At 60.2% G+C, this 18,525-nt stretch carries 17 protein-coding genes and 1 pseudogene; 10 read left to right on the top strand and 8 right to left on the bottom strand.

The genetic code is table 11. The annotated features are described in order from the left end of the window. Positions 1–133 precede the first annotated feature (133 nt). Positions 134–952, bottom strand: a complete 819-nt coding sequence (locus AC1RKH_RS23320) for a shikimate 5-dehydrogenase (RefSeq protein ID WP_493063806.1) — start codon at positions 950–952, stop codon at positions 134–136. Positions 953–1,197: 245 nt separating this feature from the next. On the opposite strand from AC1RKH_RS23320, the gene AC1RKH_RS23315 reads away from it, so the two are divergent. The 3 genes from AC1RKH_RS23315 to AC1RKH_RS23305 all read left to right on the top strand — a co-directional run bounded on the left by AC1RKH_RS23315 (position 1,198) and on the right by AC1RKH_RS23305 (position 2,284). Then, positions 1,198–1,539, top strand: a complete 342-nt coding sequence (locus AC1RKH_RS23315) for a hypothetical protein (RefSeq protein ID WP_123426569.1) — start codon at positions 1,198–1,200, stop codon at positions 1,537–1,539. A 261-nt stretch (positions 1,540–1,800) separates the two neighbouring features. Beyond that, a complete protein-coding gene (locus AC1RKH_RS23310; RefSeq protein WP_123426570.1) occupies positions 1,801–1,995 on the top strand; it encodes a hypothetical protein in 195 nt (64 codons plus the stop codon). 106 nt (positions 1,996–2,101) lie between these two features. After that, a complete protein-coding gene (locus AC1RKH_RS23305; protein ID WP_019692817.1) occupies positions 2,102–2,284 on the top strand; it encodes a hypothetical protein in 183 nt (60 codons plus the stop codon). On the opposite strand, the gene AC1RKH_RS23300 is transcribed toward AC1RKH_RS23305, so the two are convergent. Further along, the gene (locus AC1RKH_RS23300; RefSeq protein ID WP_493063807.1) at positions 2,281–3,342 is read right to left on the bottom strand and encodes an AI-2E family transporter; all 1,062 of its coding nucleotides are present in this window, start codon (positions 3,340–3,342) and stop codon (positions 2,281–2,283) included. The two genes, AC1RKH_RS23305 and AC1RKH_RS23300, sit on opposite strands and share 4 nt — an antisense overlap. 157 nt (positions 3,343–3,499) lie before the next feature. Here AC1RKH_RS23300 and trhP point away from each other — a divergent pair, with 157 nt between their 5' ends. Then, complete coding sequence (trhP, locus tag AC1RKH_RS23295) at positions 3,500–4,825, top strand: prephenate-dependent tRNA uridine(34) hydroxylase TrhP (protein WP_493063808.1); 1,326 nt, start codon at positions 3,500–3,502, stop codon at positions 4,823–4,825. A 141-nt stretch (positions 4,826–4,966) separates the two neighbouring features. On the opposite strand, the gene ctpM is transcribed toward trhP, so the two are convergent. Both ctpM and AC1RKH_RS23285 read right to left on the bottom strand, forming a co-directional pair. Continuing rightward, positions 4,967–6,649: a methyl-accepting chemotaxis protein CtpM gene (gene ctpM / locus AC1RKH_RS23290; RefSeq protein ID WP_493063809.1), complete on the bottom strand. Its 1,683-nt coding sequence runs from the start codon at positions 6,647–6,649 to the stop codon at positions 4,967–4,969. 69 nt (positions 6,650–6,718) lie between these two features. Further along, positions 6,719–8,035, bottom strand: coding sequence for a Na+/H+ antiporter family protein (locus AC1RKH_RS23285; protein ID WP_185015418.1), 1,317 nt, complete (start codon positions 8,033–8,035; stop codon positions 6,719–6,721). A 262-nt stretch (positions 8,036–8,297) separates the two neighbouring features. Between AC1RKH_RS23285 and AC1RKH_RS23280 the strand changes: the two are divergent. Further along, positions 8,298–9,587, top strand: a pseudogene (locus tag AC1RKH_RS23280) (cache domain-containing protein); the annotation flags it as partial. A gap of 102 nt (positions 9,588–9,689) precedes the next feature. Continuing rightward, a complete protein-coding gene (locus AC1RKH_RS23275; RefSeq protein ID WP_410017498.1) occupies positions 9,690–10,445 on the top strand; it encodes a methyl-accepting chemotaxis protein in 756 nt (251 codons plus the stop codon). Positions 10,446–10,591: 146 nt separating this feature from the next. Here the strand turns inward: AC1RKH_RS23275 and AC1RKH_RS23270 are convergent, their stop codons facing one another. Genes AC1RKH_RS23270 through AC1RKH_RS23260 form a run of 3 tightly spaced genes read right to left on the bottom strand, consistent with a single transcriptional unit; the run spans position 10,592 to position 12,884 of the window. Beyond that, on the bottom strand, positions 10,592–11,905 hold the full coding sequence (locus AC1RKH_RS23270) for a sensor histidine kinase (RefSeq protein ID WP_493063810.1): 1,314 nt from the start codon (positions 11,903–11,905) through the stop codon (positions 10,592–10,594). Further along, complete coding sequence (locus AC1RKH_RS23265; protein WP_493063811.1) at positions 11,902–12,570, bottom strand: response regulator transcription factor; 669 nt, start codon at positions 12,568–12,570, stop codon at positions 11,902–11,904. The genes AC1RKH_RS23270 and AC1RKH_RS23265 overlap by 4 nt, the downstream gene beginning before the upstream one ends. Beyond that, positions 12,570–12,884 (bottom strand): PepSY domain-containing protein, encoded by a 315-nt coding sequence (locus AC1RKH_RS23260; RefSeq protein ID WP_493063812.1) that lies wholly within the window; start codon positions 12,882–12,884, stop codon positions 12,570–12,572. Before AC1RKH_RS23260 ends, AC1RKH_RS23265 begins: the two co-directional genes overlap by 1 nt. Positions 12,885–13,142: 258 nt before the next feature. Here AC1RKH_RS23260 and AC1RKH_RS23255 point away from each other — a divergent pair, with 258 nt between their 5' ends. The 3 genes from AC1RKH_RS23255 (at position 13,143) to codA (ending at position 16,007) form a co-directional block, all read left to right on the top strand. Further along, the gene (locus AC1RKH_RS23255) at positions 13,143–14,222 is read left to right on the top strand and encodes a patatin-like phospholipase family protein (RefSeq protein WP_493063813.1); all 1,080 of its coding nucleotides are present in this window, start codon (positions 13,143–13,145) and stop codon (positions 14,220–14,222) included. Positions 14,223–14,316: 94 nt separating this feature from the next. Continuing rightward, a complete protein-coding gene (gene queD / locus AC1RKH_RS23250; protein WP_123426580.1) occupies positions 14,317–14,673 on the top strand; it encodes a 6-carboxytetrahydropterin synthase QueD in 357 nt (118 codons plus the stop codon). Positions 14,674–14,768: 95 nt separating this feature from the next. Next, complete coding sequence (codA, locus tag AC1RKH_RS23245) at positions 14,769–16,007, top strand: cytosine deaminase (protein ID WP_493063814.1); 1,239 nt, start codon at positions 14,769–14,771, stop codon at positions 16,005–16,007. A gap of 141 nt (positions 16,008–16,148) precedes the next feature. On the opposite strand, the gene AC1RKH_RS23240 is transcribed toward codA, so the two are convergent. Continuing rightward, entirely contained in the window at positions 16,149–17,141 is a 993-nt protein-coding gene (locus AC1RKH_RS23240) for a diaminopimelate epimerase (RefSeq protein ID WP_493063815.1), read from the bottom strand. 151 nt (positions 17,142–17,292) lie between these two features. Here AC1RKH_RS23240 and AC1RKH_RS23235 point away from each other — a divergent pair, with 151 nt between their 5' ends. Next, positions 17,293–18,444 (top strand): MFS transporter, encoded by a 1,152-nt coding sequence (locus AC1RKH_RS23235; RefSeq protein ID WP_493063816.1) that lies wholly within the window; start codon positions 17,293–17,295, stop codon positions 18,442–18,444. The last annotated feature ends 81 nt before the right edge of the window (positions 18,445–18,525 follow it).

The raw sequence follows: 18,525 nt of genomic DNA, 5'->3' as shown, positions 1-18,525 counted from the left end.
CGGTGGATCAGTCAACGTTGATGTTGAATGTGATGCCGTCATCGCGAGCAGGCTCGCTCCCACAGGTTTGTGCCTTAACTGACAGGGATGGGGGCAAGCCCCCTCGCCACAGGTTGCGCTCGATCTACATTTGCTAGCTGCGGGCGAACGCCACGGCCTTCTGGAATTGCTCATCGCTGGGGCGCACGCCGGTGTACAGCACAAACTGCTCAAGGGCTTGAATGGCGATCACTTCAAGCCCGGTGATGACCCGCTTGCCAGCGGCACGAGCACGCACGATCAGTGGGGTTTCCGAGGGGATCGCCACCACATCGAAGACAGTTTCTGCGACATCGATGGCGTCGGCGCCGAAGGCCAGTTGATCGGCCTCCGCACCACCGGCCATGCCGATCGGCGTAACGTTTACCAGCATCTGCGGGCGCTCGCTGCCGAGTTCTGCTTGCCAGCGATAACCCAGCGATTCGGCCAGGGCACGACCGGCACTTTCGTTGCGCGCCACGATCAGTCCGTTTTTGTAGCCACCATCACGCAATGCACTGGCCACCGCTTTAGCCATTCCGCCACTGCCGCGCAAGGCGAACGTCGAGTCCTGCGGCACCGCATGGGTTTTCAGCAGTTGCTCGATGGCGATGTAATCGGTGTTGTAAGCCTTGAGGTGTCCGTTGGTGTTGACGATGGTATTGATCGAGGCAATGGCCTCGGCCGACGCGTCCAGCTCATCGACCAGCGCAATGCAGGCTTCCTTGAAGGGCATCGACACGCCGCAACCGCGAATACCCAGGGCGCGAATCCCGCCAATCGCCCCCGGCAGGTCCTGACTGCTGAAGGCCTTGTAATAGAAATTCAGGCCCAGTTGCTCATACAAATGATTGTGGAAACGCAGGCCGAAATTCCCGGGGCGCCCAGACAGCGACATGCACAGTTGGGTGTCTTTATTCGGGTTCATCAGCATGTGGAGCTCCTTCGAATTGCACTTTCAGATGGACGGGATTAGCCAGAGCATCGGGTTTATCCGATCATAGTCAAATGCTTGGCCCAGTTGGCGTTGCAAGGTAAAGACGCCGGTACAGACCTTACACAATCTTTACTCAGACGCGTCGCAGATTCGCCAAAAAACGCTGTCTTACAGTTATCCCCGCGACTATCCTTGAATCTATTAAAGGCTCAAGCGTTGGGGCGAAAACACGAGGAATTATCATGATCCGCAAACTCCCTGTAATAGCCTTGCTGATCGGTGCATTTGCTGTCGCAGGACAGGCGCAAGCCCATGGCGGCTACTATTATGGTCATGGCCATGGCGGCGGCTGGGGCTGGGGTGCGCCGCTCGCCGTTGGCGCTGTGTTGGGCGCCGTGGTAGCAGGATCAGTCGTCGCCGACTCGCAGCGTCCGGTTTACGTACAACAACCGGTCTACGTTCAGCCGCAGCCGGTTTACGTACAACAACCGGTCTACGTTCAGCCACAACCGGTGTATGTCCAGCCACCGCCACCGGTCTACTACCGCCCGGCACCGGGGTATTACGTTCAGCCTCGTTACTGAGGCCCAGGCGGGTAATCACTTCAGGCTATATAACACAGGCCCCGCCTCGAAACGGGGCCTGTTTTCGTTCCACGCGTTAAACAATGTCTGAATAAATCTCGCCAAGGTCGCTACCGGGACAGTGACTGCGGTTAAATTTGACATGATCGATCCGACGAATGCCCTGGCTTCAGCGCAACAACCGTCATATTTATGTCATGACAGTTCAGCAAGCTTTGAATTGTCCGTAATAAACGGTTTATAAAAACAAGGACGACCCTTATGCCCACGCAAAACCCGCACCACATTGTTGGACTCTGCACCTCAAGCAAGGTCTATAACGCATTGACCGAGCTCAAACACCTGGAAGGCCATCGCAGCGCCAAGTTTCTCTCGCTGCTCGCCGAAAACCTGGTGCGCAAAGGCCTGCTCAATGATCATGAAGTGATGAACATGCTCGACCAGGTCGTCGACTGACAGCGGCAATTCGCCACGTTGTCGTCAATGTCCACTATCGAGCGTGTTGATTTTCTGTTGAACCGTCGGGTCAGTAAGGTAGCTCCATAGATTGATGGAGGTACTTATGCCCAAGGTTCAGATCATGTCCGTTATCGGCAGCGCCGTTCCCGCACCGCTCAGAGAGCTAGGATTGCTCGCCTGTTGGTATCTGGTTCAGGACGGCGTCGCGATCAGCGGCCCGCTCACTTCACTGCCTGCCGCCCAAGCCCTGTCGCAACGCATCGGTACCTACGCGCTGGGCGCTTAAGGCAACTGCACACGCGGCTTGGTTTCGATGTACAAGGCCCAACTCGACATGAACAGCGCGGCGATCAGCGGCCCAATGACAAAACCATTGAGACCGAAGATCGCCAGACCGCCCAAGGTCGATATCAGGACCAGATAATCCGGCATCCTGGTGTCTTTGCCCACCAGCATCGGCCGCAGCAAATTGTCCACCAGACTGATCACGAACACCCCGAACAAGCCCAGCACTACACCCTGCCAGATCGCGCCGCTGAGCAGGAAGTACGCGGTCACCGGTACCCAGACAATCGCCGCCCCCACCGCTGGCAACAGCGACAAAAACGCCATTATCACCGCCCAGAGCAATGCACTGGGGATGTCCAGAAACCAGAAAACCAACCCACCCAGCGCGCCTTGTGTGATCGCCATCAGCAAGTTGCCTTTGACCGTGGCTCGCACCACGCGATTGAATTTTATCTGCAAGCGGCGCTTTTGATGTTCCGCCAACGGCACGGCCGCACGGACCTCGCGCGCCAGTTCGGCACCGTCGCGCAGAAAGAAGAACAGCAGATAGAGCATGATGAAAAAGCTCACCACGAACTCGAACGTACCCTGACCGAAGCTGAACGCCTGACTGGCGAAAAACTCACTGCCCTGCATCGCACTCTTGACGATTTTCTCGCGCAAGGCGTTCAGCTCACCCATGCCAAAGCGGTCCAGCAGGTGCTGAAAGTACGGTGGCAAGCTGTGTTTGAACTGCGCCAGGTAGCCGGCGATATCCAACTGGCCGCTCTCGATATTCTTGTAGAGGTTCGCCCCCTCCTGCACCAGCAAGGCGCTGGTAATGATCACTGGCAAAATGGCAATTATCAGGCAGATGCTCAACGTGCAAAGTGCCGTCAGATTGCGGTTCCAGCCAAACTTCACGTGCAGCCGACGCTGCAAGGGCGCGAACACAATGCCGAGAATCACCGCCCAGAACACCGCACCGTAGAACGGCAGCAGAATCCAGAGGAACGCTGCGGTCACCAGTACCAACAGCACCAGCAGTGATTTGTCTCGCACAACGGGTTGGTTCATGTCCGATCCCTGTCAGTAGCACGCAGACACTGGCTGCCTGTTTTAGTCAGCCACGAGACGCCCGAGTGCTCTGCTTTGTTCATCCAGCATAGATCCAGATCAATAAACGCCCGACGCGATTGCCCTACCCTCGCGAGCTTTTGTGATCGAGACCCTCATGTCCCTCGCCACGCCTGAACTGCTCGCCCCTGCCGGCACCCTGAAAAACATGCGTTATGCCTTCGCCTACGGTGCCGATGCGGTCTACGCCGGCCAGCCGCGCTACAGCCTGCGCGTGCGTAATAACGAGTTTGATCATGCCAACCTGGCCCTCGGTATCCGTGAGGCCCAGACCCAAGGCAAGCGCTTCTATGTGGTGGTGAACATCGCCCCGCACAACGCCAAACTGAAAACCTTCCTCAAGGACCTTCAGCCGGTCATCGCCATGGCCCCGGATGCGCTGATCATGTCCGATCCCGGGTTGATCATGCTGGTGCGCCGGCATTTCCCACAGATGCCGATCCACCTCTCGGTGCAAGCCAACACGGTGAACTGGGCCAGCGTCGAGTTCTGGCAGCAGCAGGGCCTGAGCCGGATCATCCTGTCGCGGGAGCTGTCGCTGGAAGAAATCGCCGAAATCCGCCAGCAAGTCCCCGCCATGGAGCTGGAAGTCTTCGTTCACGGCGCACTGTGCATGGCCTATTCCGGGCGCTGCCTGCTGTCGGGTTACCTGAACAGGCGCGATGCGAATCAGGGCACCTGCACCAATGCCTGTCGCTGGAAATACTCGGCACAGCCGGCCACGGAAAACCTCGTGGGCGAGATCGTTCAAACGTTTATCCCGGAACCTGCGCTGGGCATCGGGACACCGACCGATCAGCTGTTTTTGCTACAGGAAGCCAACCGCCCCGATGAACTGATGCCGGCCTTCGAGGATGAACACGGCACCTACATCATGAATGCCAAGGACCTGCGCGCCGTGCAGCATGTCGCTCGCTTGACCCGGATGGGCGTCCACTCGTTGAAGATCGAAGGCCGGACCAAGTCGCACTTCTACTGCGCCCGGACCACTCAGGTCTACCGCCGTGCCATCAATGATGCCGTGGCCGGCCGCGAGTTCGACCGTAGCTTGATGACCGACCTCGAATCCCTGGCCCAGCGTGGCTACACCGAAGGATTCCTGCGCCGGCATGTGCATGACGAATACCAGAACTACCAGAACGGCAGTTCGGTGTCGGAGCGTCAGCAGTTTGTCGGTGAGCTGACTGGCGAGCGCCGTGATCGGCTGGCCGAAGTCAAGGTGAAGAACCGCTTTGGATTGGGCGATCACATGGAATTGATGACACCCAAGGGCAACTTCCACTTCGACTTGCATCAGTTGCAGAACGCCAAAGGTGAGGCGGTTGAAGTGGCACCGGGGGACGGGCACACCGTGTATCTGCCGATTCCGGATGCGGTGGATCTGCGGTTCGGGTTGTTGATGCGGGATGTGCGGGGGGATTAACCCGGAATTGAGGGTGCCTGGGCGGGCCTCATCGCGAGCAAGCTCGCTCCCACAGTAGATTTGTGTGCTGCCACAAATTGCGACAACACCATCAATCAAATGTGGGAGCGAGCTTGCTCGCGATGGCGGTCTGTTAGGTGCTTAGATCCTGAACTGCCCGACCAATTTACCCAACCGCTGCCCCAGATCCGCCAAGCTACGGGAGGTCTGCGCACCAAGTTGGGTTTCGTCGGCGACGCTGTCCACTGCCACCGCAATCTGATGCACGCTGCGGTTGATCTCTTCGGCCACAGCGGTTTGCTCTTCGGCGGCGCTGGCGATCTGCGCGTTCATCGAGTTGATGGTGCCGATCAACTGCGCCATGGTGTCCAACGAAGCGCCCGCTTCATTGGCCTGGGCCGAGGTGCCGTCACCGGCCTCGCTGGAGCGGCGCATCGCGTCGACCGCCGACTGTGTGCCGGCCTGCAAGCGGTCGATCATGCCCTGAATTTCCTGAGTGCTTTGCTGCGTGCGACTGGCCAGCGCACGCACCTCATCGGCGACCACCGCAAAACCACGCCCGGCCTCACCGGCGCGAGCGGCTTCGATGGCAGCGTTGAGCGCCAGCAGGTTGGTCTGATCGGCAATCGAACGGATCACCCCAAGCACGCTGACGATCGACGACACGTCCTGCTGCAAACTGTCGAGCGAGACCCCGCTGCTGCGAATATCTTTCACCAGTGCATGGATCTGCGAAATACTGCCAGCTACCACGCGCTTGGCCGCCTGGCCTTCTTCGTCGGTTTGCTGGGCCGCAACCGCCGCGCCCTGGGCGCTTTTCGCCACTTCCTGCGCTGCCGCCGACATTTCGTTGATCGCCGTGGCCACCTGATCGGTCTCGTGACGCTGGCGCTCCATGGCCTGATCCGAACGCTGGGCCTGATCGGAGACCTGATTGACCAGCCCGGTCAACTGCGACGTCATCTCGGTAATCTGCCGGACCAGGCTGTGGATCTTGTCGACAAAGCGGTTGAACGAGCCGGCCAGCTCGCCCAGTTCGTCTTGAGAGGTAATCGCCAGCCGACGCGTCAGATCACCCTCGCCTGCGGCGATGTCATCCAGATTGGCTTTCATCAGGTTTAGCGGACGCAAAATGGTGTTGGCCACAAACAGGCCGACCGCCGCGATCACCAGCAGCACCACCGCCGCGATGCCGACGATGCTCAGCACCACGCCTTCCATGCGCTCGCGAACCTCAGCCTGGACCGCCGCGACCTGGGCTTCGACACCATCGAGATTCACCGAGGTACCGATGGCCATGTCCCATTTAGGCAGGTATTCGGTGTAACCCAGTTTGGGCACCAGGACTTTACTGTCGCCCGGCAATGGCGAGCTGTATTGCAGGTAGTGCGTACCGTCCTTGGCGACTTTTACCAGGTCACGGTTGACGTACACACCGTTCGGATCGCGGTTGTCCTTGAAGCTCTGGCCGACGCCTTCCGCGCTGTTGGCCTTGAACAGGCGCACGGTGTTGGAGTCGTAGCCGAAGAAGTAACCGTCCTTGCCATAGCTGATGCTCGACAGCAATTTGATCACTTGCGCGCGGGCCGCCGCATCGTCAGGGGTCGCCGCGTCGTAGAGCGGTTTGATCGTGGTCATCGCCACCGCAACGTAACTTTGCAGGGTGGCCTTGGCATCGTTCATCAAACGCTGACGGGTTTCTTCGACTTCTTTGCGGGCCTGCTCTTGCAAGATGAATGCGGTGGTCAGGCTGATCACCAGCGCAAAGAGCAAAACCGGGAGGACGGAGAGGGACAAGACTTTGGCTTTAAGGCTCAGGCGCATGTGTTGTTCACTCTGGATATTATTGGCGTGGTTAAAGCATTAACGGCAGGCCTGCGCAAAACTGTAGGGTCAGAGGATCATCGCCGCCACCCAGCCAAACGCCAGCAGCGGCAGGTTGTAGTGCAGGAATGTCGGGACCACGGTGTCCCAGATGTGGTGATGCTGGCCGTCGATATTCAGACCGGAGGTCGGGCCCAGGGTCGAATCAGAGGCTGGCGAGCCGGCATCGCCCAAGGCTCCAGCCGTGCCGACGATGCAGACAATCGCCAACGGGCTGAAACCCAGTTGCACGCACAGCGGCACAAATATCGCGGCGAGAATCGGCACCGTGGAAAACGATGAGCCGATGCCCATGGTCACCAGCAGGCCGACCAGCAACATCAGCAATGCACCGACGCCTTTGCTGTGACCGATCCACGAGGCCGAGGCCTCAACCAGGGTTTTCACGTCACCAGTGGCCTTCATGACCTCGGCAAAACCCGAAGCGGCAATCATGATGAAACCGATCATCGCCATCATCTTCATGCCTTCGGTGAACAGGTCGTCAGTCTCGCGCCAACGCACCACTCCCGACACCGAAAAGATCAGAAACCCGGCCAGCGCGCCGATAATCATCGAGTCCAGCAACAACTGAATGATGAATGCTGTGGTAATTGCCAGGCCCGCGACCATCAAGGTCAGCGGGTTGTACTGCACCGCCACCTGCTCGACCCGCTCGATTTTCTCCAGGTCATACACGCGCTTCTTGCGGTAGCTGAAGAACGCCATCAACAGCCCGAAGACCATGCCCAACGCCGGAATGCCCATGGCGTGAGTGACGTTGACACCACTGATGTCTACCCCGCTCTTGCTGACGTTGGCCAGCAGAATTTCATTCAGGAAGATGTTGCCGAAACCCACCGGCAAGAACATGTACGGTGTGATCAGGCCGAAGGTCATGACACAGGCAATCAGTCGGCGATCCAGTTGCAGCTTGGTCAGTACATAAAGAAGCGGCGGCACCAGCAGTGGAATGAAAGCGATGTGGATCGGCAGGATGTTCTGCGAGGCGATGGCCACCATCCAGAGCAACCCGATCAACAGCCATTTGACCTGGCCACCGCCAGCGGCGTCCTGCCGGTCGACCAGCAGCAAGGCCTTGTCCGCCAGGGCGTGGGCCAAACCGGATTTGGCAATCGCCACCGCGAAAGCGCCGAGCAAGGCGTAGGACAAGGCCACGGTCGCACCGCCGCCCAGGCCACTGTTGAAGGCCTTGAGCGTTGCATCGATGCCCAGGCCGCCGGTCAATCCGCCCACCAGCGCGCCGACAATCAGCGCGATCACCACATGCACGCGGGACAAGCTGAGCACCAGCATGATGCCGACCGCGGCAATTACTGCATTAATCATCGTTACCTCAAAACACGGCGACGGCTAAACCCGGCGCAAACAGGATGAGTCCGTCCAGCCAGCTGCATGAGCCGACGGCGGATTGAAGAGAGGGTTTTATTAGAGGGCGGGCACTGTGAAGGAAGCAGCTGCAAGCTGCAAGTTTTGAGCTGCAAGCTTTTGTACCCACTTGCCGCTTGAAGCTTGCCGCTCAAGAAAGCTGCTTCTATGCCGCTACAGTGCAAAGTCTCAGATAAATATCGAATAAAAGGACGTCTCCATGCAGCTCAGACAACTTTCCATTCAATGGAAGATCACCCTGCTAGCCGGGCTGTGCCTGGCCGGTATCGTGACCTTGCTGGTAGGTCTTTCGCTGTATCGCATGGAGCACAGTTCGGAGCTGGTGAAAGCCTCGAGCATGGAGATGCTCAACGAAGCGGCTCAAGCACGTATCGAGGCGCAGGGTGAAGTTCAGGCGCTGGGGATTCGCCAGCAGTTCATGGACGCCTATCAATATGGCCATGGCTTCTCGCGTCAGGTGTTGTTCCTCCGCGAACAGGCCGAGAAGCGTTTCCTCGACGCCTTCGACCTGCGTGAAGACCTGACCCGTCAGGTCAAGTCGGCGCTGCAAGCCAACCCGCAATTGCTCGGCCTGTCGCTGGTGTTCGAAGCCAACGCACTGGACGGCAAGGACGAACTGTTCGCCGGCCAGAAAGAAATCGGCAGCAACGATAAGGGCCGCTTCGCCCTGTATTGGTCACAACCGACCGCCGGCAAGCTGAACTCGATGGCGCTACCGGAGAGCGACATGGCCGACACCAGCACCGGCCCAAGCGGCGAGCCGGCCAACGCCTGGTTCACCTGCCCGCGCACCACCCTCAAGCCGTGCGTGATCGAACCGTACTTTTATGTGATCGACGGCCAGAACGTGCTGATGACCAGCATCGTCTTCCCGTTGATGGTCGACGGTAAGGTCATCGCTTCGCTGTCGGTCGACATCAATCTCAACAGCCTGCAAGCCGTCAGCCAGCAAGCGAGCAAAAAGCTTTATAGCGGCCAGACCAACGTCAGCATCCTCAGCCCGGTCGGCCTGCTCGCCGGTTACAGCCCGGACGCCAGCAAACTCAGCCAGCGCCTGGACAGCGTGGACAAGGACAGCGGCGCCGAGCTGATCCGCATGCTCGCCGCCAGCACTCAAACCCAAAGCCTGCACAACAATCAGCTACTCAAGGTGCTGTCGCCATTCCAGCCGATCCCCGGCGGCAAATCGTGGGGCGTATTGCTCGATGTGCCGGAGAAAGTCCTGGTCGGCCCCGCCGAAACCCTGAAGAAGCAACTCGATGAACGCAACACCGCCGGCACGCTGATCGAGCTCAGCCTCGGCGTTTTGGCGGCCGTCATCGGTCTGTTGCTGGTGTGGCTGATGGCGCGCAGCGTGACCAAACCAATTCTCGGCGTGGCGCAGATGCTTGAAGACATCGCCAGCGGCGAAGGCGACCTGACCCGCCGTCTGGCCTACGACAAACAAGACGAGCTCGGGCAATTGGCCGGCTGGTTCAACCGTTTCCTCGACAAGCTGCAACCGATCATCGCGCAAGTGAAGCGCTCGGTGCAGGACGCGCGCAGCACGGCCGATCAATCGTCGGCCATCGCCACCCAGACCAGCGCCGGCATGGAGCAGCAGTACCGCCAGGTCGATCAGGTAGCCACCGCGTCCCACGAAATGAGTGCTACCGCCCAGGACGTCGCTCGCAGCGCTGCACAGGCGGCTCAAGCGGCACGCGATGCCGATCAGGCAACCCGTCAGGGTCTGACCGTGATCGACCGCACCACCGCCAGCATCGACAGCCTCGCGGCAGACATGAGCACGGCGATGACCCAGGTCGAAGGCCTGGCCGCCAACAGCGAGAAGATCGGTTCGGTGCTGGAAGTGATTCGCGCCATCGCCGAGCAGACCAACCTGCTGGCGCTGAATGCGGCCATCGAAGCGGCCCGCGCCGGTGAAGCCGGCCGTGGTTTTGCGGTGGTGGCCGATGAAGTGCGCAACCTGGCGCGCCGCACGCAAGAGTCGGTGGAAGAAACCCGTCAGGTGATCGAACAACTGCAAAGCGGCACGCAGGATGTGGTCGGCTCGATGAGTAACAGCCATCGCCAGGCCCAGGGCAGCGTCGAGCAAGTCAGCCAGGCGGTCACCGCCCTGCGGCAGATCGGCGACGCGGTGACGGTGATTACCGACATGAACCTGCAAATCGCCAGCGCTGCCGAAGAGCAGAGCGCGGTGGCCGAGGAAATCAACAGCAACGTGGCGACCATTCGTGACGTAACGGAGTCGCTGTCGGGGCAGGCCAATGAATCGGCACGGGTCAGCCAGTCGCTCAATAGTCTGGCGAATCAGCAGCAGAGTTTGATGGATCAGTTCCGAGTGTGACGCAGACACTGTATCCACTGGAAACCTAATGTGGGAGCGAGCTTGCTCGCGATGAGGCGGGAACATTCAACATTGATGTTGGCTGTCATACCGCCATCGCGAGCAAGCTCGCTCCCACAGGTTCATCGGCGTGCTTCAGACTGGTGTCAGCGGCGAGGCAACTCCACCACCACCTTCAACCCACCCCACTCACTCTCCTGCAACACCATCTCCCCGCCCCACGCCTCGACAATATCGCGAACGATCCCCAGCCCCAGGCCATGCCCGTCAGTCTGCTCATCCAGGCGTGCACCGCGGCTGAATACCTGATCACGTTGCGCTTCGGGAATTCCCGGCCCATCGTCCTCCACGGCCAACACAAACCCTTCAACCGTCTCGACGACGCTCAAGCGAACCTCGGCATCCGCCCATTTGCAGGCGTTGTCCAGCAGGTTGCCGAGCAGTTCCAGCAAATCCTCACGATCCCAAGGCAAGTGCAAACCGGCCGGTGCCGTGTAGCTCAGGTACAGGTGCTGGCCGTGGATCATGTTCAAGGTCGCCAGCAACCCCGGCAGCTCGGCAGCGCAATCGAACTGCGCACCGGGCAAGGCATCGCCCGCCAGGCGTGCGCGGTTGAGTTCACGATTGAGTCGCTGTTGAACCTGTTCGAGTTGCTCCTGAAGAATCTTGCGCAGCTCTGGATGGGCGTCGAGTTTTTCACTCGACGCCAGACTCAGCAGCACCGCCAGTGGCGTCTTCAGCGCATGCCCGAGGTTGCCAATAGCATTGCGTGAGCGTTTGAGGCTGTCTTCAGTGTGCGCGAGCAGATGGTTGATCTGCGCCACCAGGGGCACAAGCTCTAGCGGCACTTGCTCGTCCAGTTGCGAACGTTGCCCTTTTTGCAACTGAGCGATCTGCTCACGGGCGCTTTCCAGCGGGCGCAAGGAGCGGCGCACGGTGACACGCTGCGACACCAGAATCACCAGTAAACCCGTCAGCCCCAACCCGAGCCCGATCTGGCGCATGCGCTGGAAGCTCTCGCGCACCGGGGTGTAATCCTGCGCCACGCTGATGGAGAACGACTGCCCCAACCGCCGATAGTCCGAGCGCAAAACCAGCAATTGCTGGCCTTCCGGCCCCAGTTGCAGGTTGCTGTGCAGCCCCGGACGATCGAGCAGTGGCAATTCCTGATCCCACAACGAACGTGAGCGCCAGTGGTTGTCGGCGAAGTCGATATGGAAATAATGCCCGGAGAACGGTCGCTGGTAAGCCGGTGACAGACGTCGTTCGTCCAGTTGCATCCCCTGCGGACCACGCACCAGTGCCATCAGTACGTTTTCACTTTCATTACGCAGCCCGGCTTCCAGATAACGCTGCAAGCCCATTTCGAACAACCACAGACTGGTTTGCGCCAGCACCAGCCCCACGATCACCATGACGCTAATCAGTCCAAGGCTCAAACAACGCTGAATCGATCTCACCGGGTTTGCCCACCGAACAGGTAACCCTGACCACGACGGGTTTCGATCACGCTACGGCCGAGTTTGCGGCGCAGGTGGTTGACGTGAACTTCCAGCACGTTCGAATCGCGCTCGGTTTCACCGTCGTAAAGGTGTTCGGCAAGGTGGCTTTTGGAAAGGATCAGCTGCGGGTGCAACATGAAATAACGCAACAGGCGGAACTCGGCAGCGGTCAACTGAATCTCGGTACCGTCACGAGTCACGCATTGACGGCCCTCGTCCAACTGCAATCCGGCGGCCTTGAGCGTCGGTTGATTGGCCTGGCCGTGGGAGCGCCGCAGCAGCGCTTGAATCCGCAGGTGCAGTTCTTCCGGGTGAAACGGTTTGCTCAGGTAGTCGTCGGCACCGGCCTTGAGCCCCTCGATGCGCTCGGCCCAGGAATCGCGCGCGGTCAGCACCAACACCGGCGTGGCCAGGCCAGCGGCACGCCATTGGCCGAGCACCTCAAGCCCCGGCAACCCCGGCAGCCCCAGATCGAGAATGATCAGGTCGTAGGGTTCGCTGCGGCCCTGATACAGCGCATCGCGGCCATCGGCCAACCAGTCAACCGCGTAACCCTGACGGTTGAGCCCGGCCATCAATTCGTCGGCCAGCGGTACGTGGTCTTCCACCAGAAGCAGGCGCATCAGTCATCTTCCTTGTCTTTGATCAAGCGTCCGGTGGCGGCTTCCAGGTCCAGATCACGCACCACGCCATCGACGGTCAGCAACTCGACTTCGTAGAGGTAGACGCCGTGCTTTTGTTCAAGCCCGGCTTCCAGCAATTTAGCGCCGGGGTAGCGGTCCATGGCCTGCTGCAACAGTTGCTCAAGCGGTAGAATCACCCCTTGCTGACGCAGGCGCAGGGCTTCGTCCTGATCCAGGTCACGGGCCAGCACCACCGAGCAAAATGCCAGAAGCGTCAGGGTCGCCAGACCATAAGCGCGCAGATTAACCTTCATTACGTATCCTGAGCATGGAGTGCCTGCGTATTCTTCATGGATTCCCTGGGGAGTCACCCTAGCCACATGAACTTAACTGAAACTGAATTGCCATCATTGGTGCGTTTACACTCCATTTCTATATACACACGTCCGTAGGAGCTGCCGCAGGCTGCGATCTTTTGATCTTTCACTCAATATTCAGGTGACATTGACAGAAAAGATCGCAGCCTTCGGCAGCTCCTACATAATCACCCGTTCGCCCGCACAGAGACCGGTATGACCGCCATCCACATCAAATTCCCCGCCCTGACCCTCAAGGCCGGCCCACGAGCCTTTACGCGGATTCGCGATAACGGCTTGAGCGCCCTGGATGTCGGCACGCTGCCGGGTGCCGCCGGTGGACCGAAAGCGTTGGGGATTCAAGGTCTGGACCTGGCGCTGTTCGGGCAATGGCTGCCGGCCGCACCGCGTGAGCGCTCGTTGATCGGCGCCTCGGTGGGTTCCTGGCGCTTCGCCAGTGCTTGCTTGCCGGACGCTGCCGAAGGCATCAGACGTCTCGGTGAGTTGTACAACGCGCAGAGTTTTTCCAAGGGCGTGACCATGGCGCAGATCAGCCAGAGTTCGCAGCGCATGTTGCATGATTTGCTCGACGGCCGCGATACGCTGCTGCTGGACAACCCGCTCTATCGGCTGAACATCATGATTGTAAAAAGCCACGGCCTGCTCGCCGACGACCATCGCGGACGGCTCGGGCTGGGCCTGTCTTCGGTGATCGCCGACAACCTGCGTGGGCGTTCACGGTTGTCGCGGCACTTTGAACGGCTGATCGTCCATGACCCACGCTTGGCGCCACCGCTCAACGCGCTGAACGACTTCCCGTCGCGTTTCGTCCCGCTGAACGCCGGCAACTTGCGTCAGGCGTTGCTCGCGTCGGGTTCGATCCCGATGGTCATGGAAGGCGTACGTGACCTGCCCGGTGCGGGCGCCGGGACTTATCGCGATGGCGGCTTGCTGGATTACCACCTCGACTTGCCCTACAGCGGGGATGACATCGTGCTTTACCCGCACTTCACCGATCGGGTGATTCCTGGCTGGTTCGACAAAACCCTGCCATGGCGACGCGGCAATCCCCGGCGCTTGCAGGACGTGCTGCTGGTGGCGCCGTCGAAGGCCTACCTGTCGCGCCTGCCCTTCGGAAAACTGCCCGACAGGAACGACTTCAAGCGCTTCATGGCTGACCCGGCCAGCCGTCAGAAATACTGGAAAACCGCCATGGACGAGAGCCAGCGGCTCGGCGACGAGTTCCTCGAACTCACTGCCAGCGGGCGTTTGGGCGAGCAGCTGTTGACCCTTTAGTCAGTGTTTTCCCGCAACCCGGAACCCAAGCTGTTAAACTTGCGACCTGCCCCATCGCCGCGGGCGATAGCCACCTGACAGAGCTCAAACCACTGTGGAAATCTTCAAAGAGTTTACCTTCGAATCCGCCCACCGCCTGCCCCACGTCCCGGAAGGCCACAAGTGCGGCCGCCTGCACGGTCACTCGTTCAAAGTGGCGATTCACCTGAGCGGCGACCTCGATCCGCACACTGGCTGGATCCGCGACTTCTCGGAAATCAAGGAAATCTTCAAGCCGCTGTATGAGCGCCTGGACCACAACTACCTGAACGACATTCCTGGCCTGGAAAACCCGACCAGCGAAGTCCTCGCCAAATTCATCTGGAATGAATTGAAGCCTCTGCTGCCGGAACTCAGTGCGATCCGCATCCACGAGACCTGCACCAGCGGTTGCATCTACCACGGCGAATAAGCCTGGGGATCAAAAAAACCACCGAGACCGGTGGTTTTTTTGTGCCTATGATTCAGGCATTCACTGACGCTATCGATCGAGAAAGGACCTGACCCATGCACATCATCAACGCCCGCCTGCGCAACCGTGAAGGCCTGCATGAGTTGCACCTGGAAAACGGCCTGATCGCCAGTATTGCCCGGCAAACCGAAGCCCCGACCCTGGGGCCTGAGGACCTCGACGCAGGCGGCAATCTGGTCGTGCCGCCCTTCGTCGAGCCGCACATTCACCTCGACGCAACGCTGACCGCCGGTGAACCACGCTGGAACATGAGCGGCACGCTGTTCGAAGGCATCGAATGCTGGGGCGAGCGCAAGGCAACCATCACCGCTGAAGACACGAAGACCCGCGCCAAAAAGACCATCAACGCCCTCGCCGCTCACGGCATCCAGCATGTGCGCACCCACGTCGACGTAACCGATCCTGCGCTGACCGCGCTCAAGGCGATGCTTGAAGTGCGCGAAGAGAGTCGACACCTGATCGACCTGCAAATCGTCGCCTTCCCTCAGGAAGGTATCGAGTCTTATCGCAATGGCCGCGATTTGATGGAGGAAGCCGTTCTCCTGGGGGCCGACGTGGTCGGTGGGATTCCGCATTTCGAGTACACCCGCGATCAAGGTGTCAGTTCGGTGAAATTCCTGATGGACCTGGCCGAGCGCACCGGCTGCCTGGTGGATGTGCATTGCGACGAAACCGACGACCCGCATTCACGCTTTCTTGAAGTGCTGGCCGAAGAAGCCCGCAGCCGCGACATGGGTTCACGGGTGACCGCCAGCCACACCACGGCCATGGGCTCCTACGACAACGCCTACTGCGCCAAGCTCTTTCGCCTGCTCGGGCACTCGGGGATCAGTTTTGTCTCCTGCCCGACCGAAAGCATTCACCTGCAAGGGCGTTTCGACAACTTCCCGAAACGCCGTGGCGTCACCCGGGTCAACGAGTTGCTGGAAGCGGGGATGAACGTGTGTTTCGGTCAGGATTCGATCGTCGACCCGTGGTATCCGTTGGGCAACGGCAACATCCTGCGGGTGCTCGAAGCGGGCCTGCACATCTGCCACATGCTCGGTTACCGCAACCTGCAAACCGCGCTGGACCTGGTGACCGACAACAGCGCCAAGGCCATGGCCCTGGGGGATCGTTACGGACTGGAGCCGGGGCGTCCGGCCAACTTGCTGATTCTCTCGGCGGACAGCGATTACGAAGTGATCCGCAGCCAGGGTTTGCCGCTGTACTCGATTCGCGCCGGCAAAGTGTTGATGAAGCGGCAGATGCCGGTGGTGGAGTTTTTCGGCTGACCGGGCTCTGACCGGGCTGACGCCATCGCGAGCAAGCTCGCTCCCACACTGGATCTGTGTCGTTCACAATTGTTGTGGTCGTCGCAGTTCACCTGTGGGAGCGAGCTTGCTCGCGATGGCGATCTGACCGGCACCGCATCATCAGAGCATCAACCGCGCCGTACCAAACAAACTGACCCGGCTCAGTTCACCGTCCAACTCCTCGAGCAACACCGGCGCCGTACCACCGGGCATCACCACCGCCACAGTCCCCGCCGTCACCCAACCCACGCTCCACGCCGCGCAGGCCACCGCGCTGGCGCTGGTGCCGGAAGATGCCGTCGGCCCTTCACCGCGCTCGAAAACCCGAGCAGCCATGCGATTAGCGGATTCGCGCATCGCCCATTGCAAATTGACGCCCGCCGGACAAGGCTCACCAGCCCCGGTCGGTGGCGCAAAAGCGATGCGCGTCAGGTCGGCCGACAACCCAGGCTCGCGCATCTGCTCATTGCTCGGCAGCGCAGCAGCCTGTTCGACCAGCGTCACACAATGGGGATTGCCGATCCGCACGAACTGGCTGTGATCCCATAGCCGATTCAGCCGCGCAAGCATCGGCACATGGCTCAACTCACGTTGATTCAACATCCACGCTTGCACCGCCAGAGCTCCCACCGCGTGTGGTCCGAAGGCCGGTTTGCCGAGGTCCAGCCAGAAACCTTGCACACCCTCCACTTGCGCAGGCTCCACCGAGGTCTCAACCGGCGACAACGCATCGCGCTTGTCGTGGTGAACCTTGAGCAGGCAACGTCCCTGCGCCGGCATCAAGCCCTGCTCGGTCAGCGCCTGGGCAAAAATCGTCAGGCCGTTGCCACTGCGCTCGGCCAACGTCCCATCAGTGTTAACGATCAGCAGGTCAAACGGTGGCGAAGCCTGAAACGGACCGACCAGCAAGCCGTCCGAACGGTGCTCCTTGGCACCGGCTGGTCGCGTACCGGGCGCCCAGCTGCAAATGGCTTCCACCGCAGACAGGGCCCAGTCGGAACGATTTTGCGCCGACGGGCTGGCGTCCTCCGGCAGATCGATACCGCGCTGGCGCAGATCGTCTGGGCTGACAACGGCGTAAATATTCCCGCGAGCATCATAAATCGAGGTCATGGATAGGCCCTGAGTAAGGTCTGGAACACGTCGCTACTGTAAGCGCAGGCAACTCGAATCACACCCATAGAACCTCAAGGTCGTCTGACGGTCACTGATGTGCAAGGATGTGGCCCTGCTCACAGCCTCCCCCGAAGTAGCAAGGACTTTCATGACCGCCATCATCCCTCCAGTCTCCGTCCGCCCCGGGCGCCTCGAACAGATGTCGACGCGCATCGCCTTCTTCATCGCCGGTTTCGGTATCGCGGCGTGGGCGCCGCTGGTGCCTTACGCAAAGGCCCGGGCCGGGCTCGATGACGGTACGCTCGGCTTACTGTTGCTGTGTCTGGGGGTCGGTTCGATTCTGGCGATGCCAATGGCCGGTGCGCTGGCCTCGCGCTTCGGCTGTCGGCGGGTGCTCAGTGGCGGCACGCTGCTGATCTGCCTGGCACTGCCGCTGCTGGCGACGGTGTCGTCGATCCCGCTGCTGATCGCCGCGCTGTTCCTGTTCGGCGCAGGGTTGGGCACGGTGGATTCGACGGTGAACCTGCAAGCGGTGATCGTCGAGCGAGCCAGCGGCAAGACCATGATGTCGGGCTTTCACGGACTGTTCAGTCTCGGCGGGATCGTCGGCGCGGCGGGCGTCAGCGCCCTGCTCGGCCTGGGCATTTCGCCGTTGGGCGCGACCTTGGTAGTAATCATGTTTCTGCTGGTGTCGTTGCTCAAGGCCGCACCGCATCTGTTGCCCTACGGCAGCGAAAGCTCAGGGCCAGCGTTCGCCATCCCGCACGGTGTGGTGCTGTTTATCGGCAGCCTGTGTTTCATCGTGTTCCTTGCCGAAGGCGCAGTGCTGGACTGGAGCGCGGTGTTCCTCGCCTCCGAACGTCATCTCGACACCGCGTATGCAGGACTGGGCTATGCCGCGTTCGCCCTGACCATGACAATCGGGCGGCTGACGGGCGATGCCATCGTGCATAAGCTGGGGGCCACGCGCGTAATTGTGTTTGGCGGTTTGACCGCGGCTGCCGGTTTGCTGCTGGCAACCTTGGCACCGGCCTGGGAAGCCGCGCTGATCGGGTATGCGTTGGTCGGGGTTGGATGCTCGAACATCGTGCCGGTGCTGTACACCGCCGTCGGCAAACAGAAAGTCATGCCGGAAAGCATTGCCGTTCCGGCCATCACGACGTTGGGGTATGCAGGGATTCTGGCGGGGCCTGCGGTGATCGGTTTTATCGCCCACGGCAGCAGCTTGAGTTTTGCCTTTGGGTTGATCGCCATGTTGCTGCTGGCTGTGGCGGTGAGTGGCAAAGCGTTGAAACTTTGAATCACCAAAGCAAAAGACCGCAGGCTGCGGTCTTTTGATCCTCGGCCTTACTTAACCGCTGGCCTGCACGAGTGCGCTTCT

The sequence above is a fragment of the Pseudomonas sp. GW822-FHT06B12 genome, assembly GCF_058799675.1.
This window is presented reverse-complemented; position numbering and strand designations above follow the sequence as displayed.

Coding starts and splice junctions, on each gene's coding strand:
- AC1RKH_RS23320 (WP_493063806.1), bottom strand. CDS start 952: ATGCTGATGAACCCGAATAAAGACACCCAACTGTGCATGTCGCTGTCT.
- AC1RKH_RS23315 (WP_123426569.1), top strand. CDS start 1,198: ATGATCCGCAAACTCCCTGTAATAGCCTTGCTGATCGGTGCATTTGCT.
- AC1RKH_RS23310 (WP_123426570.1), top strand. CDS start 1,801: ATGCCCACGCAAAACCCGCACCACATTGTTGGACTCTGCACCTCAAGC.
- AC1RKH_RS23305 (WP_019692817.1), top strand. CDS start 2,102: ATGCCCAAGGTTCAGATCATGTCCGTTATCGGCAGCGCCGTTCCCGCA.
- AC1RKH_RS23300 (WP_493063807.1), bottom strand. CDS start 3,342: ATGAACCAACCCGTTGTGCGAGACAAATCACTGCTGGTGCTGTTGGTA.
- trhP (WP_493063808.1), top strand. CDS start 3,500: ATGTCCCTCGCCACGCCTGAACTGCTCGCCCCTGCCGGCACCCTGAAA.
- ctpM (WP_493063809.1), bottom strand. CDS start 6,649: ATGCGCCTGAGCCTTAAAGCCAAAGTCTTGTCCCTCTCCGTCCTCCCG.
- AC1RKH_RS23275 (WP_410017498.1), top strand. CDS start 9,690: ATGGAGCAGCAGTACCGCCAGGTCGATCAGGTAGCCACCGCGTCCCAC.
- AC1RKH_RS23265 (WP_493063811.1), bottom strand. CDS start 12,570: ATGCGCCTGCTTCTGGTGGAAGACCACGTACCGCTGGCCGACGAATTG.
- AC1RKH_RS23260 (WP_493063812.1), bottom strand. CDS start 12,884: ATGAAGGTTAATCTGCGCGCTTATGGTCTGGCGACCCTGACGCTTCTG.
- AC1RKH_RS23255 (WP_493063813.1), top strand. CDS start 13,143: ATGACCGCCATCCACATCAAATTCCCCGCCCTGACCCTCAAGGCCGGC.
- codA (WP_493063814.1), top strand. CDS start 14,769: ATGCACATCATCAACGCCCGCCTGCGCAACCGTGAAGGCCTGCATGAG.
- AC1RKH_RS23240 (WP_493063815.1), bottom strand. CDS start 17,141: ATGACCTCGATTTATGATGCTCGCGGGAATATTTACGCCGTTGTCAGC.
- AC1RKH_RS23235 (WP_493063816.1), top strand. CDS start 17,293: ATGACCGCCATCATCCCTCCAGTCTCCGTCCGCCCCGGGCGCCTCGAA.